Here is a 14400-nt window from a genome sequence, read left to right as displayed (position 1 = left end):
AGTACGATCGGAAAGGTATGTCAGAGAACGAGCGCGGCTTCAGCTTCCGCTCGATAGCTCTACCCGCGCTGCTGCCCACGCTCCTCTTCTCGATCGGCGAGGGCACGATCATCCCGATCATCCCGGCGGTCGCGAGCAACCTCGGCGCCTCCCTCGCCCTGGCCGGCTTCATCGCGGCGATGATCATGCTCGGCGAGCTCGCCGGCGACATCCCGAGCGGATGGGTGGTGAGCCGCATCGGCGAGCGCACGGCCATGATCTGGGCGGCTCTGCTCTCGATCGTGGCCGTCGTCGTCTGCATCGCGGCCCCGAACCCGTGGGTTTTCGCGATCGGCATCTTCTTCATCGGCATCTCGACCGCCGTGTTCGGTCTCGCCCGTCATGCCTTTATGACGAGCTTCGTGCCGGAGCACTTCCGGGCCCGTGCCCTGTCGACCCTCGGCGGCGTCTTCCGCGCCGGATGGTTCATCGGCCCCTTCGTCGCGGCCGGGATCATCCACCTCACCGGCAGCACGCAGTCGGTGTTCTGGGTCATGGTGACCTCGTGCCTCGGCTGCGCCGTCATCCTGCTCGTGCTGCCCGACCCCGCGGCGACGTTCGGCAAGCCGCGGATGGTCGCCGACCGCGCCGGGGAGCTGCGCACGGAGGGCGAGGAGCTCGCCGCCGAGGAGTCGGAGGGGCTCTTCCAGACGATCCGTACGTACGGTGGTGTGCTCGTGCGGATGGGCAGCGCCGTGGCCGTCGTCGCCGCGCTCCGCTCCGCCCGCACGGTCATGATGCCGCTGTGGGCCGTGAGCATCGGCATCAACGAGGCCAACACGGCGCTCATCGTGGGCATCGCGGCGGCCGTCGACTTCGGCCTCTTCTACACGAGCGGCCAGATCATGGACCGCTGGGGCAGGATGTGGAGCGCCATCCCCTCGCTCGCCGGCATGTCGCTCGGCTTCTTCGTGCTCTCCCTCAGCCACGACCTGCCCGACTCGGTCACCTGGTTCATCGTCATCGCGATCGTGCTCGCCGCGGCGAACGGCATCGGCAGCGGGCTCGTGATGACCTCGGGCGCCGACCTCGCCCCGAAAGGTGACCCGGCACCGTTCCTGGGCGCCTGGCGGTTCATCGGCGATGCGGGCGGCGCCATCGCACCGCTGGCCATCTCGACCATCACGGCCCTCGCCTCGATCGCTCTCGCGAGCAGCGTCGTGGGCGCCGTCGGCATCGTGGGCATCGCGCTCTTCGCCCGCTACGGCCCGCGGTACCTGCCGCGCAAGCCGCGGCCGGCGCGCTGAGGGCGGAGCACCGAATCCCCAGAACATCGAGTGCGCGACCGACTCGGCGTGCAGTGGAACCCGCCTAAAAGGATCGTAAGACCTTCGAAGGCCGAGCGGAGTGAAACGATGAACAACGCCACCCGCGCGACAGCTTTGCACCGTAGCCTCGGCTCCCGGCTCGAGATTAGGGGTTCTCCCAGTAAAAAAAGAAACTAATGTCTAATAATTGCAAGGAGGCTATGTTGACGAATTCAGTATCCAAGAAGGGCTCCTCATGAAACGAACTATCCGAGGCACCGCTGGCGTACTCGCTGGACTTGCTCTCATCTTGGCGACCGCCACCGCCACCGGCGCCCAAGCCTCAGACAACTCCATTGCGGAGATCACACCGAGCCAGGTGACCGCTTCAACCTCACCAGAACAGACACTCGAAAGCACCCTCATCCAGTTGGCAACGACTCAGGACCCCGCAGAAGCGGAAGCGATCTGGAACGGGAATGAACCAGCGACCGGCTATTTTGCCGATGACGGCACACTGCTCTCGGCAACCCTGACACCCACTCCCCCGGTAAACGCACTCATCACCTGGATGCTCATGCCCGCATAGGCAACTCAAGAAGCACCCGTCGCGCAACCGTCGTCGCACACGCAGCACACCTCAGTTCTTGCCATATTGCTCGGGACTATCTCGGTAACGGTGTTTCCGGCGGTTTTCATTTAGACCGAAGCGGCCGCCCGACTCGCCGACCAGGCCCGTGACGCGGGCTGGACCCACGAGGACTACCTCGCCGCCGTTCTCGAACGGGAGGTCTCCGCCCGGAACGCGTCCGGTGCTGAACTCCGCATCCGAGCAGCCGGATTCCCGGCCCGGAAGATGCTCGAGGACTTCGACTGGGACGCCCAACCCGCCGCCCGGCAACAACTCGGCTCCCTCGCGTCGGGAGAGTTCCTCACCGAAGCACGCAACGTCGTGCTCCTCGGCCCACCCGGCACCGGGAAAACCCACCTCGCAACCGCGCTCGGGATCGTCGCCGCCCGGCACGGACACAGGGTGTTATTCGCTACCGCGACCGACTGGGTCACCCACCTCACTGACGCCCACCAACAAGGCCGGCTCCCGCAGGAACTTGCCCGGTTGCGTCGTTACGGGCTGATCATCGTCGACGAGGTCGGCTACCTCCCGTTCGAGCAAGACGCCGCGAACCTGTTCTTCCAGCTCGTGTCATCTCGCTATGAACACGCCTCGCTCGTGCTCACCTCGAACCTGCCCTTCTCAGGCTGGGGCGGGGTGTTCGGCGACCAGGCCGTCGCGGCCGCGATGATCGACCGGATCGTTCATCACGCCGACGTGCTCACGCTGAAGGGCGCCAGCTATCGGCTCCGCGGACGCGGCATCGACAGCCTCCCCAGCATCAGAACCACGACCGACGAGGCCTCGAACTAGACTGCCCACAAAACGTCCACTTTTCACCCGCCGAAAGTGTCCAGTATTCGACCACCGCCGACACAGCAGTCATGCGAATGCTGCTGACCGGGCATATCGCTCGCACTCGCGGGCCCTCGGCCGACGACATCGCAGTATTACTCAACGCAAAGGTGTGCCACGGGGCTGAATCCAAGCAAGATCTCGAGCCTGCGCACGAACGAGCTGACAGAACTCTTCGTTCGCCACCTCATCGATCGGCTGGTCGAACTCCCGTCCGAGCACTCTCGCTCGGTCACCAGAACACCGAGCGAGTGAATGAGATGGCATGGAGCGGAACCCTGTTGAGCAGGAAAAATCGACACGGCTGCAAGACACCGCGATGCGGCGAACTCCACGAGGCGCTGCGCCCGTCGACGCCCTCCCCTGCAACCGCAAGCTCCCCACCAGATGACTGTCACGATGCGATGAACGAGGATGCCGTGTGAGCGACCTCTTCAGACCGCAACTCCACGAGCCACTACTGCCATCAACTCGCAGAGACAGAGCAACGGTAGTCCGCGACCTCCTATTACCTTATCCGCACTCGGAAAGGATACAGCAAAATAAAAATATAGCTACTGGTCTAATAATTATCACAATGCTACGTTAAATACAGGTTCGGCAGCTGCCGAAACCAACCAGAAACCTGGAAATGGCACCATTGTCAACATCGCACGATAAGAACAACCGTTGAGCATGTTGGTCTAGTTTTCGAATCGGTGACCCGGTCAGTTCGACCGGGTCACCGATTCGAAGGTCAGGTCACCACAAACACCCAGATATCTCGGCAGTGATTGCACCACTCGTCCGCTGTTGGGCGGCGAACTCGGATACAAGACCGTGGGCACGAATGGGGACAAGAGCAATATCGTCTTCAGCGCGAGTGTCAAGACCATGACTCTGAACGGTGGGCGCAGCCGTTCCTGGGCGCCTGGCGGTTCATCGGCGATGCGGGCGGCGCGATCGCACCGCTGGCCATCTCGACCATCACGGCCCTCGCCTCGATCGCTCTCGCGAGCAGCGTCGTGGGCGCCGTCGGCATCGTGGGCATCGCACTCTTCGCCCGCTACGGCCCGCGGTACCTGCCGCGCAAGCCGCGGCCGGCGCGCTGAGGGCGCTCAGGGCGGTCAGAGCGGTCACCAGAACACCGCGCGCGCGACCGAGGTCGCACTCAGCGGAACGCCCTCGGGCAAGAAGATCGACACGACCGGCGGGCGCCACAGTGCGGCGAGCTCGACGGTCGCGCTGCGGCCGTCGACCGTCTCCGCTCTTACGATGGTGAGCCCCTCGACCGCCGAGTCTTGCAATGCGACGAACTCGGATGCCACGCGCGCCACCTCATCGGACCGCAACTGCACGAGCACTCCTGCGCCGCCGGTCCGCACATCGTCGAGGCCGAAGGACTCCGCCGCGGCGAGCGCAGCCCCGTCGGCCAGCGTGAAAAGCCGTTTGCGTTCGAGGTAGAGCGAGGTCGCGGCGGTCACGGCGAGGATGACGGCGATGCACAGTGCCGTGAACGCGATCACGAGCGGGAGCGTCGAGCCCTCCTCCCCGTCGGGCGCGAAGTGGCGTCTGCGCGCGGTCACTGCTCGATCACCGCGAACCGCGACACCGGCTGCGTCGCCGACGCCCCGACCGGAACACTCGACGGGATGTCGAGCGGCAGGGCCGGCGGAAGCAGCGGGAGCGGCACCTGCACGCTCACGGTCACCGTGATGCGGCCCGCCCGCGTGAGGCAGCGCTGCGGGTCGGGTGAGCACAGCACCTCCACGCGCGCCTGAGCCGGATCGACGCCCACGTCGGCGAACCCCACCGCGACGGCGCGCTCGATCGCCGAGCGGGCTTGCGCTTCCGAACCCGAGAGCGCGTAAAGGCGCGCGGCCTGACGGGCCACGCCCTCCGTCGTCAAGGCCGCGGACTGCACGGCGGAGACGGCCAGCACGAGGTAGACGAGCGGCACGAGCAGAAGCACGCCGGCACCCAGGAACTCGAGGGATGCCGAGCCGTCGTCGTCCGCGGCATCCCGGCGCCGTTGCCGGCTACCCGCCCACCAGCGTCTCGCGCGCGGCACGCCCGGTCACCTCCAGCCCCTCGTCGATGCCCACGAAACCGAGCAGCGGGAGGGGCGCCACCACTCGCATCCGCACACTCGGGATGCCCGCCTCCTCCGTGAGACTCGCGGTGATGTCGCGCGCGTAACCCGGGCTGAGCGCCGTCGCGACGAGGTCACGGGTGCGAGCCTCGCCGGCCGCCAGATCGGAACCCAGGAGGGCTGCGTGACGTGCGCCTTCGGCCGCGGCATCCAGGATCGTGTTGCGCACGTGCAGCGCGAACGCCAGTTGCAGCACGGCGAGCACGAGCAGCGTCAGCAGGGCGCCGACCATCACGAACTCGGCGACGGCCGAGCCCTCGTCGGAGCGCACTGCGCGGGCGGGCACGGCGGCCGGCTCAGAAACTGGTGACCCGGTCGATGGCCTGCTCGAAGACGCCGCTGAGCGCGGGGCCGGCGAGCGCCCAGATGATCACCACGAGGCCCGCGGTCATCAGACTGATGAGCACCCAGCCGGGCACGTCACCGCGATCGTCGGACAGGGCTCGGCGGAGGGTGCGGCGCACACGGGTGGTGACGGTCGAGGTGGACATCGAGGCCTCTCTTCGGTTGGTTGGTTGGTCGGTCGGTCGGTCGGTTGGTTGGTCGGTGTCTCGGTGATCGGTGTCTCGGTGGTCGGTCGATGGCTCGGTCGGGAATGCGGGTCAGAATCCGGTCTGGAACACGAGCACCCCGGGAAGCAGCGCGAACAGCACGGTCTGCGGCAGGATCAGGAAGACGAGCGGGATCATCATGGCCACCTCCTTGGTGCCCGCGAGCTCGAGCAGCTCGCGCTTGGCCTGCTCGCGCGCGTCGCCCACCTGCGCACGCAGCACGTCGACGAGCGGCGAGCCGCGCTCGAGTGCAGCGACGAGCTGTTCGACGCACCGGGTGACGACAGGAAGCCCGAGGCGATGCTCGAGGTCGACAAGCGCGTCGCTCAGCGGCACGCCGGCGTGCACGGCCGCGACGACCGCACGGAACTCGCGCGCGAGCTCACCCCCGGAGGCGGCGGACACCCGCCTGATCGCGTCGAAGATCCCCTCCCCGGCCGAGAGGCTCAGCGTGATCATCTCGAGCACGGTGGGGAACTCCTCCCGGATGCGACCCAGCCGCCTCGTCGCCCGCCTCCGCAACAGGTGGTCGCAGGCCGTGAACGCCATCACCGTCGCCACCACGGGAACGAGCACCCCGGCGAGAGGATGCGATCCCACCGAGGCGGATGCCGCGACCACGAGCACCACGCCGGCGAGCAGTCCCCCGCCCGCCCAGACGAGCTGCCGGTTCCGGTGGGCCTCCACCGTGAGCGGCGACCCGGCCTGCGCGAGCAGGCGGGCGACCGTGGCCTGGCCCGCCAGGAGCCTCTCCGTCGACCGGCGGACGGCGTGCACGATCGGCGCTGCGACCGAACCGAGCAGAGGCAGCGGGTGGCTCCGCATCCGCTCGAGGTGCTCACGGGCGCCCACCGAGACATCGACCACGAACGGGGCCACGCGGTCGACGAGCCGTGGTCTGCGGAAGCCCGGCAGAGCGGACACGATCGACCACACGCCCACGCCGAGAACGAGGCCGCACAGGATGCCCCAGGGAAGCGCCTCGCTCACGTGAACCACCTCCGCTCCCGCGGCAGCCTCCCGAGAGCGAGCATCAGCCGGTAGGCGACGACGGAGACGACGAGCCCCACGGCGATGACGACCGTTCCGCCGCCGGAGTTGTACGCGGCTGCGGCCTCCGGCCGGGTGCCGAGCAGCACGAGGACGACCCACGGCGCCGCGACGCCGAGACGGGCGGCGGCGTGCACCCACGACTGCCTCGCCTCGAGCTCGGATCGGGTCGCGGCATCCTGCCGGAGGTAGACGCCGAGGCCTCGCAGCACGACGCTGAGCTCGGTGCCGCCGACCTCCCGTGCCATCCGCAGGGTCTCGAGGATGCGGTCGGCGACCGGATCGGCGAGGCGCTCTTTGAGCAGCCCGATGGAGTGCGAGAAGCTGCCCGTCTCGCGGTAGTCCCTCTCGTAGGCGGCGAACGCCTCGCGGGTGGCCTCCGGCCCCGTGCGGGCGAGGGCGGCGACGGCCTCCGGCAGCGCGATGCCCGACCGCACGGCCGAGACCAGGTGGTCGACGGCATCCGGCCAATGACTGCGCCCGAGCTGCCTGCGCTTGTTCGCCCGCGCGTTCACGGCGAGCGTGGGAACGAACACCCCGATCGCGAAAGCCGCCACGGTGACGGCGAGAACGGCGAGGGCCACCTGCGCGAGCGCGGCCGCGACCAGGCCGACGGCAGCCGAGAGGGCCAGGAAGAGGGCGATGGGCATCCGCGGAAGACCCGCGAGCGACAGCGCCTCGCGCAGAGCGCTCGGCCGAGCACGGCGCACGGTGTCTCGTGCCCGCCGGGGCCACAGGAAGGGCGAAGCGACGAGGCTCAGCCCCGCACCCAGGAGGCAGCCGAGAACGAGAGTCATGCGGCGCCCGCGTTCAGCACCACGGCGGGGTCGAGCCCGGCCGCGCGGAACTTGTCGCGTTTCATCGGGTGGGCTCCCGTCGCGTGCAGCACGCCATCGCGGGTCTGGAAGATCGCGCTCGCCTCGATCACCTGACCGCTCGACTGCCCGCTGGGCGCGAGGATCTCGCTCACCCGGCGACGGCCGTGCCGGTCGCGCTCGCAGTGCACGACCACGTCGACGCAGCTCGCGACGGTGGGCACGATGAACGCCGAGTCGATGTTGCGGCCGGCGAGGAGCGGCAGCGTCGAGAGCTTCACGAGCGCCTCCCGAGCCGAGTTCGCGTGGATGCTGCTCATCCCGGGCAGACCGCTGTTCAGGGCGATGAGCAGGTCGAGGCTCTCCGCCTCGCGTACCTCGCCCACGACGAGTCGGTCGGGCCGCATCCGCAGCGCCTCCTTGATGAGCCGCCGCAGGGTGATCTCGCCCGAGCCCTCGAGGCTCGGCTGGCGGCACTGCATCGCCACCACATCGCGGCTCGCGAGGTCGAGCTCGAAGGTCTCCTCGACCGTCACGATCCGCTCGGGCGGCCTCGACGCCGAGAGCAGGGCGTTGAGCATCGTCGTCTTGCCCGCCTGCGTCGCACCGGCGACGAGGATGTTCTGCCCGGCGAGCACGCACATGCGCAGGAACTCCGCCGACTGCCGGGTCAGGGAGCCGATCGCGACGAGATGCCCGAGCTCGCGCACCCGTCGGGAGAACTTGCGGATGTTGACCGACCACTGCCTCGTCACGTCGGGGATCACCACGTGGAGCCGCGAGCCGTCGGGCAGCGAGGCGTCGACGAACGGCGAGGAGTGGTCGACACGACGGCCGGACGCCTGCAGCATCCGCTCCACGAGATCGCGCACCTCACGCTCGGTGAGCACCGTCGTCGTCAGCTCGGATACGCCGGCGCGCGAGACGAAGACCCTGGTCGGCGCGTTGATCCAGATCTCCTCCACCTCGGGGTCGTCGAGGTGGGGCTGCAGCGGCCCGAAGCCCGTGAGCGACGCCACGATCTCGCGTTCTGCACGCCGCTCGTCGCCCAGGAGCGGGTCGGCTCCCCCGAGGGCACGTTCGCTGTAGCGCCGCACCTCGTCGCGCACGAGCTGCCCGGCGAGCGCGGCATCCTGCCCCAGATCGACCCCGTCGCGGCGCACGCGCGAGCGCACCTCGTCGGTGATCGTTCGCAGCGCCTCGTCCATCCCAGCATTCTGGGATGCCGCGGGCCGACGCCGCTCGAATTATCCACAGATGACCGCAGCCCTCGCACGATGCGAGAATCGAACGGTGACCGACGACCGCGGAACCCATCCCTGCTCGTGACCTCCCGCATCCGCTCCCGCGAGATCGACACCGCCCGCGATGCCCGCGACGGCGACCGCTGGGAGCCGCACGTCCACGATGAGCACGAGCTGCTCTGGGCCAGCACCGACCGCATCACCGTCATCACCCCGGAGGCGGTCCACCTCGTGCCGCCCGGTGCGAGCGTGTGGATCCCCGCGGGCGTCGTCCACGAGGTCCATGTGCCGCCGGGCAACCGGATGCACTGCACCTGGTTCGCCGCCGCGCGCCCTCCCGGCGGCCTCACGCGCACGGCGGTGCTCGTCACCCCGCCTCTCCTCGCCCACGTGCTGAACCACGTGATGACCACCTCCCTGGCCGCCGACGAGCGCGACCGCGCCGAATCCTTCGCCCTCGACGTGCTGGCGCACAGCCCCGAAGTGGCCGTCGACATCCCCCAGCCCACCACCGCCTGGCTCACGCATGTCGTGGCGGCGCTCGTGGCCGATCCCTCCGACAAACGCTCGATACGGCAGTGGGCCGCCGAGTGCAATGTGGGCCTGCGCACCTTCTCACGGCATTTCCAGGCGGAGACGGGTATGAGCTTCTCGCGGTGGCGGGCCGAGCTGCGGCATCGTACGGCCATGCAGCTGCTCGCATCGGGAGCCGGCGTGCGCGGGGTGGCCCACGCGGTCGGCTTCGATTCCGTGTCGTCGTTCACGACCGCCTTTCGCAAGCAGACGGGGACGACCCCGGCGGCCTTCGCCCGCCACACGGAACTGCCGACGCCCGTCGTCATGGCCGATTAGAAGAAGGATTTGACCTCTCTGCGCAAGAGATTGTGCCCTGAAGCCACAGATGAGATGTAAAAATTAGGTAACCCTAACCTAATAGAGGAGTTCTCCGTGTCTCATCCGGCCTGGCATCGTCCTGCCGTCCGTGTCATCGCCAGTGCGTTCGCAGCTCTGACCGTCGTCACCCTCTCCGCCTGCAGCTCGACCGCCGAGGCCGACGACGGCGGTAGCGCCGCCGCGACCCGCACGGTCGACTCCGTCTACGGGGAGATCGAGGTTCCCGTCGCCCCCGAACGCGTGGCCGCGGTCTCGTACGACACCCCGTGGCAGCTGATGTCGCTCGACGTCACGCCCGTCGCCGCGCAGGACTACGGCCGCTGGATCAGCGACTTCAGCGCGGCCCAGCAGGAGTTCGTCGAGGGCATTCCCACGATCGGCAGCTACGGCGAGATCAACTACGAGGCCATCGCCGCGACCGATCCCGATCTCATCATCGGAGAGGCCAGCGAGCTCGACGAGGCCGCCTTCGACCGCCTCTCCGACATCGCGCCCACCGTGGTCGTGGGCGGCGACACGCGCGGCGACTGGTCGGCCATCACCGAGGACACCGCCGCGGCCGTCGGCAGATCCGAGCTGTGGGACGAGCAGAAGGCCGAGTTCGAGGCCACTCGCGATCGCATCAAGGCGGACTACGCCGATGTCATCTCGGGCAACGAATGGATCCACTTCTCCCTCGGCGACGACGCGAGCCAGTTCTCGATCCAGCAGCCGACCGGGGCGACCGGCAACCTCGTGGTGAACGAGCTCGGCCTCGAGTACGGTCCCGGCGTGCCCACCGACTACGCCGACAGCGGCTACGGCTCCTATCCTCTCGAGCAGCTCGGGCCGATCTTCGACGGCGTGACGGTCGCCCTCACCTTCGCGAACGCCGACGGCAGCCCGAACCAGGCGGTCCAGGCCATCGAGGACAACGAGCTCTTCACCCGCCTCTCCGTCGCCCAGAACGACCACGTGTTCCACCTGGTCACGAGCGTCACCGACTACACGACCGCCACCGAGTGGCTGAACGAGGTCGAGGAGAAGGTTCTCGCTGTCCTCTAGAGCCGAATCCTCCGGCGGGGCGCCGACATGGCCACGGGGCGGCGCCGCGCCGGAGACACGACCCCGCCGGCCCGGGCGCGTGTCCGGGGCCCTGCTGATCCCGGCCGGAGTGGCACTGGTGCTCCTGCTCGCCGCGCTCAGCGTCATGATCGGGTCCACCGTCTTCAGCCCCGCGGATGTCGCCACAGCACTCCTCGCCCCCACCGGCGGCGAGAGCGACCTCGTCATCACCGGAGTGCGCATCCCGCGTATGCTGCTCGCCATCGCCGCCGGAGCAGCGCTCTCGGTCGCGGGTGTCGTGATGCAGGCTCTCACCCGCAACCCGCTCGCCGATCCCGGCATCCTGGGTGTCAACGCCGGCGCCTCGTTCGCAGTGGCTCTGGGCATGACGGTGTTCGGCATCAGCCAGTACTCGGCCACCCTCTGGCTCGCCTTCGCGGGGGCAGCTCTGGCGAGCATCGCGGTCGCGGCGCTCGGCGCCTCGTCGCGCGGATCGCAATCCGCAGCGCGTCTGGTGCTCGGCGGCGTCGCCGTGGGCGCCGTGCTGGCCGGCGCGACGTCGGCGCTCAGCATGCTCAACCCCAAGGCCTACGCCACGATGCGCCTCTGGGAGGCCGGGTCGCTCGCCGGCCGCGACCTCGGCGTGTCAGGCCTGACGCTCGCGCTCGTGACGGGCGGCGTGGTCGTGGCACTGCTGCTCGCCCCCGGTCTCAACGTGCTCGTGCTCGGTGAGGACACGGCGAGCTCGCTCGGCTCTCGGATCCGCGCCGTGCGCGGCTGGAGCCTCGTGACCATCGTCGTGCTCTGCGGCGCGGCCACCGCGGCCGTCGGCCCGATCGCCTTCGTGGGGCTCATGGTTCCGCACGCCGTACGCGCCGTCGTGGGCGCCGACCAGCGCACGGTGCTCGCCTACAGCCTGCTCGCAGGGCCCGCCCTGCTGCTCGTCGCCGACCTGATAGCGCGCTCGGTCATCCGCCCGCACGAGGTGCCGATCGGCGTGGTCACCGCGATCCTCGGAGCGCCGCTGCTCGTTGCGCTCGTCGTGTTCCGGCGGAGGGCGTCATGAGCGTCACTCGAGCCCGGCCCGGTCGTGCCCCGGGACCCCGTCGATCGTCCCGTGCGAGTCGCGCTGTCAGCCGCCGCTCGATCCTCGCCCCCGCACGCCCGGTGGCGCGCCGACGCACGATTCTCTGGATCGGCGCCGCCACGGCCATCGTCATCCTGCTCGTCGCGGGCCTCACCGTCGGCGAACTCGCCATCACCCCCGGCGAGGCCCTCGCAGCACTCTTCGGCGCCGGCGAGCGCGGCACCTCGGTCATCGTGCTCGAGTGGCGGCTGCCCCGCCTCGTGATGGGGGCGCTGCTCGGGGCGGCACTCGGTCTGAGCGGCGCGCTGTTCCAGATCATCACACGCAACCCGCTCGGCAGCCCCGACGTGCTCGGCTTCTCCACCGGCGCGTTCACGGGCGCGCTCGTGGTGATGCTCGGCAGCATCTCGGGCTACTTCGCAACCGCCATCGGCGCGCTGATCGGAGGACTCGTCACGGCGGCGATCGTCTGGCTGCTCGTCATCCGTCGCGGTGCGGCCGGCTTCCGCCTGATCGTGGCCGGCATCGGCATCACGGCGCTGATCAACGCCGTGAACACCGTCATGATCACGGGCGCCGACGACCGCGACGCACTGAGCGCCGCCATCTGGGGCGCCGGCTCGCTCAACGGGGTCGAGTCGTTCTGGATCGCCCCCTCCCTCGTGGTGCTGCTGCTCTGCGCGCTGGCGACGGCGTGGCTGCATCCCGCGCTCACCCTCCACGAGCTCGGCGACGACACGAGCACGAGCCTCGGCGCGCGCTCGTCACGGCTGCGCCTGTTCGCCATGCTCATCGGAGTCGTGCTCGTGGCCTTCGCCACCGCCGTCGCCGGCCCCATCGCGTTCGTGGCCCTCGCGGCTCCGCAGATCGCCCGGCGCCTCTGGATCACCGGCCCCGTGCCGCTCACAGCCTCCGCCGTCTCCGGTGCCGTGCTGCTCATGGCCAGCGATCTCGTGGCCCAGCGCATCCTGGCCCCCACCATCCTGCCGACCGGCATCGTGACCATATGCCTGGGCGGGCTCTACCTCGTGTGGGCCCTCGCCCGGAGAGGACGACTGACATGACCACTGAAACCGCCGACGGCACCGAGACCACAGGCGACGACCTCCCCCTGCACACCGCGATCCTGATGTCGCGGACGCCGCTCTCGCCGCATCTCGCGCGTCTGACCTTCGGTGAGATCGCCCCCGACTTCGTCTCCACGGGCCGCGCCGACGAGTTCGTCTCGCTCAGCATCCCCGCGGCAGAGGCCGGGCAACCGCCGGTCGTGCGCTACTACACGATCCGCAGCTGGCGAGCGGATGCCGGTGAGCTCGACATCGACTTCGTGCTCCACGGCCACGGACCCGCGTCGGGCTGGGCCCAACGCGCCGTCCCCGGCGACATCATCGGCATCGACGCTCCACGCGGCCACTACGACCCGCCGGCCGAGGCGCAGTGGATCGGTCTCGCCGGCGACGCGACGGCGCTTCCCGCGATAGCGCGGGTGCTCGACGAGCGGGCGCCGGGCGGGCCGCCGGTGCACGTGGTGGTGGCCGTGGAGAGCGAGGCCGACCGTCTCGACCTGTCGCTTCGACCGGGGGACTCCCTCGACTGGCTGCGACCGGGCGACGACCTGGCAGGTGCGGCGAAGGCCCTCGCGTCGCGCGATCAACCCGGCTACCTGTGGTTCTCGGGCGAGGCCGCCGATATGCGGACTGTACGCAGCTACGTGCGGCGCGAGCTCCGGCAGCCCACGCGGCAGTGGATGACGATGGCCTACTGGCGGCGCGATTCCGGCCGTTGGCGCGAGCGCTTCGACAGCCTCGAGCCGGAGTTCCTGCAACGCCTCGAGCGGATCTACGCCACCGACGACGACCCCGAGGTGCAGCGCGACCGCGCCGAGGAGCTGCTCGCGAGGCACGGCCTGTGAGCGCCCCGGGCGAGGAGACGACCGCTGCCACCGGAACCTCGGCGGGCGGCACAGGCGCGACGGCCCTCATCCAGGCCCGTTCTCTCACGATCGGATACTCGGCGCGCTCAGCCGTGACCACCGGCCTCGACCTCGACATCGAGGCCGGCTCGTTCGTGGCGATCGTCGGTCCCAACGCCTGCGGCAAGTCCACACTGCTGCGCGCGATCGCCCGGCTGCTCGAACCGCGTGCGGGCCGGGTGCTGCTCGACGGCCGCGACATCGCCACGCGGGGGGCCAAGGAGCTGGCCCGGGAGATCGGGGTGCTCGCCCAGACATCCGTGGTGCCCGACGGAATGCGCGTCGCCGAGCTCGTGGCCCGTGGCCGCTACCCGCACCGTCGCCCTTTCACCGCGTGGTCGAAGGCCGACGAGGAGGCCGTGCGGCGGGCGATGGCGGCGACAGACGTGCTCGCACTCGCCGAGCGGGTGGTCGACGAGCTCTCCGGCGGCCAGCGCCAACGGGTCTGGGTGGCGCTCGCTCTCGCCCAGGACACCCGCACCCTGCTGCTGGACGAGCCGACGACGTATCTCGACATCGCCCATCAGCTCGAGATGCTCGACCTGTTCCGGGCCATCAACCGTCGCCAGGGACGCACGATCGTGGCGGTGCTGCACGATCTCAATCAGGCGGCGCGTTACGCCGACCGCATCGTCGCCATGCGCGATGGCGCGATCGTGGCACAGGGCACACCGGCGGATGTCATAACGGCCCCGACGATCGAGTCGGTCTTCGATCTGCCTTGCCGGATCATCGCCGACCCCGTGTCGGGCACCCCGCTCGTCGTACCGCTGATGCGGCCGGAGCCGGCGATCGGCGAGTTCGACGGATGACGGATGACGGATGACGGGACCCTCGTCGACTGCAGGTGACCTCGCC

At 69.4% G+C, this 14400-nt stretch carries 15 protein-coding genes and 1 pseudogene; 9 read left to right on the top strand and 7 right to left on the bottom strand.

Going from position 1 to position 14400, the window contains the following annotated elements; translation table 11 throughout:
- Positions 1 to 17 precede the first annotated feature (17 nt).
- The 3 genes and pseudogenes from CLV54_RS10790 to istB all read left to right on the top strand — a co-directional run.
- Positions 18 to 1286, top strand: a complete 1269-nt coding sequence (locus CLV54_RS10790) for an MFS transporter (RefSeq protein WP_100344947.1) — start codon at positions 18 to 20, stop codon at positions 1284 to 1286.
- Between the two features lie 256 nt (positions 1287 to 1542).
- Entirely contained in the window at positions 1543 to 1875 is a 333-nt protein-coding gene (locus CLV54_RS17515; protein WP_157802922.1) for a hypothetical protein, read from the top strand.
- A 117-nt stretch (positions 1876 to 1992) separates the two neighbouring features.
- Positions 1993 to 2712 (top strand): annotated as a pseudogene (gene istB, locus CLV54_RS10785) (IS21-like element helper ATPase IstB); the annotation flags it as partial.
- 1157 nt (positions 2713 to 3869) lie between these two features.
- Here istB and CLV54_RS10780 read toward each other — a convergent pair.
- The 7 genes from CLV54_RS10780 to CLV54_RS10750 all read right to left on the bottom strand — a co-directional run bounded on the left by CLV54_RS10780 (position 3870) and on the right by CLV54_RS10750 (position 8509).
- Positions 3870 to 4319 carry a pilus assembly protein TadG-related protein gene (locus CLV54_RS10780; protein WP_100344946.1) on the bottom strand — a complete coding sequence of 150 codons (450 nt, stop codon included), beginning with the start codon at positions 4317 to 4319 and terminating at the stop codon, positions 3870 to 3872.
- Positions 4316 to 4804, bottom strand: a complete 489-nt coding sequence (locus CLV54_RS10775) for a hypothetical protein (protein ID WP_100344945.1) — start codon at positions 4802 to 4804, stop codon at positions 4316 to 4318. The genes CLV54_RS10780 and CLV54_RS10775 overlap by 4 nt, the downstream gene beginning before the upstream one ends.
- The gene (locus tag CLV54_RS10770; protein ID WP_245861590.1) at positions 4773 to 5171 is read right to left on the bottom strand and encodes a TadE/TadG family type IV pilus assembly protein; all 399 of its coding nucleotides are present in this window, start codon (positions 5169 to 5171) and stop codon (positions 4773 to 4775) included. The genes CLV54_RS10775 and CLV54_RS10770 overlap by 32 nt, the downstream gene beginning before the upstream one ends.
- Before the next feature lie 10 nt (positions 5172 to 5181).
- A complete protein-coding gene (locus CLV54_RS10765) occupies positions 5182 to 5376 on the bottom strand; it encodes a hypothetical protein (protein WP_100344944.1) in 195 nt (64 codons plus the stop codon).
- A gap of 111 nt (positions 5377 to 5487) precedes the next feature.
- Entirely contained in the window at positions 5488 to 6426 is a 939-nt protein-coding gene (locus tag CLV54_RS10760; protein ID WP_100344943.1) for a type II secretion system F family protein, read from the bottom strand.
- Complete coding sequence (locus CLV54_RS10755; RefSeq protein WP_100344942.1) at positions 6423 to 7283, bottom strand: type II secretion system F family protein; 861 nt, start codon at positions 7281 to 7283, stop codon at positions 6423 to 6425. The genes CLV54_RS10760 and CLV54_RS10755 overlap by 4 nt, the downstream gene beginning before the upstream one ends.
- Positions 7280 to 8509 (bottom strand): TadA family conjugal transfer-associated ATPase, encoded by a 1230-nt coding sequence (locus CLV54_RS10750; protein ID WP_100344941.1) that lies wholly within the window; start codon positions 8507 to 8509, stop codon positions 7280 to 7282. Before CLV54_RS10750 ends, CLV54_RS10755 begins: the two co-directional genes overlap by 4 nt.
- A gap of 117 nt (positions 8510 to 8626) precedes the next feature.
- Between CLV54_RS10750 and CLV54_RS10745 the strand changes: the two genes are divergently transcribed.
- The 6 genes from CLV54_RS10745 (at position 8627) to CLV54_RS10720 (ending at position 14354) form a co-directional block, all read left to right on the top strand.
- Positions 8627 to 9397, top strand: coding sequence for a helix-turn-helix domain-containing protein (locus CLV54_RS10745; protein ID WP_100344940.1), 771 nt, complete (start codon positions 8627 to 8629; stop codon positions 9395 to 9397).
- A 96-nt stretch (positions 9398 to 9493) separates the two neighbouring features.
- On the top strand, positions 9494 to 10483 hold the full coding sequence (locus CLV54_RS10740) for an ABC transporter substrate-binding protein (protein ID WP_100344939.1): 990 nt from the start codon (positions 9494 to 9496) through the stop codon (positions 10481 to 10483).
- Between the two features lie 109 nt (positions 10484 to 10592).
- Positions 10593 to 11549: a FecCD family ABC transporter permease gene (locus CLV54_RS10735; protein ID WP_157802921.1), complete on the top strand. Its 957-nt coding sequence runs from the start codon at positions 10593 to 10595 to the stop codon at positions 11547 to 11549.
- A 101-nt stretch (positions 11550 to 11650) separates the two neighbouring features.
- Positions 11651 to 12634 (top strand): FecCD family ABC transporter permease, encoded by a 984-nt coding sequence (locus CLV54_RS10730; RefSeq protein WP_170061981.1) that lies wholly within the window; start codon positions 11651 to 11653, stop codon positions 12632 to 12634.
- Positions 12631 to 13482, top strand: a complete 852-nt coding sequence (locus CLV54_RS10725) for a siderophore-interacting protein (protein WP_170061980.1) — start codon at positions 12631 to 12633, stop codon at positions 13480 to 13482. The genes CLV54_RS10730 and CLV54_RS10725 overlap by 4 nt, the downstream gene beginning before the upstream one ends.
- Positions 13479 to 14354 carry an ABC transporter ATP-binding protein gene (locus CLV54_RS10720; RefSeq protein WP_100344935.1) on the top strand — a complete coding sequence of 292 codons (876 nt, stop codon included), beginning with the start codon at positions 13479 to 13481 and terminating at the stop codon, positions 14352 to 14354. The genes CLV54_RS10725 and CLV54_RS10720 overlap by 4 nt, the downstream gene beginning before the upstream one ends.
- Positions 14355 to 14400: the final 46 nt, after the last annotated feature.

This window comes from Compostimonas suwonensis, assembly GCF_002797855.1.
Taxonomy (GTDB): domain Bacteria; phylum Actinomycetota; class Actinomycetes; order Actinomycetales; family Microbacteriaceae; genus Compostimonas; species Compostimonas suwonensis.
Note: the sequence above shows the minus strand (reverse complement) of the source record. Positions and strands in the feature narration are given on the sequence as shown.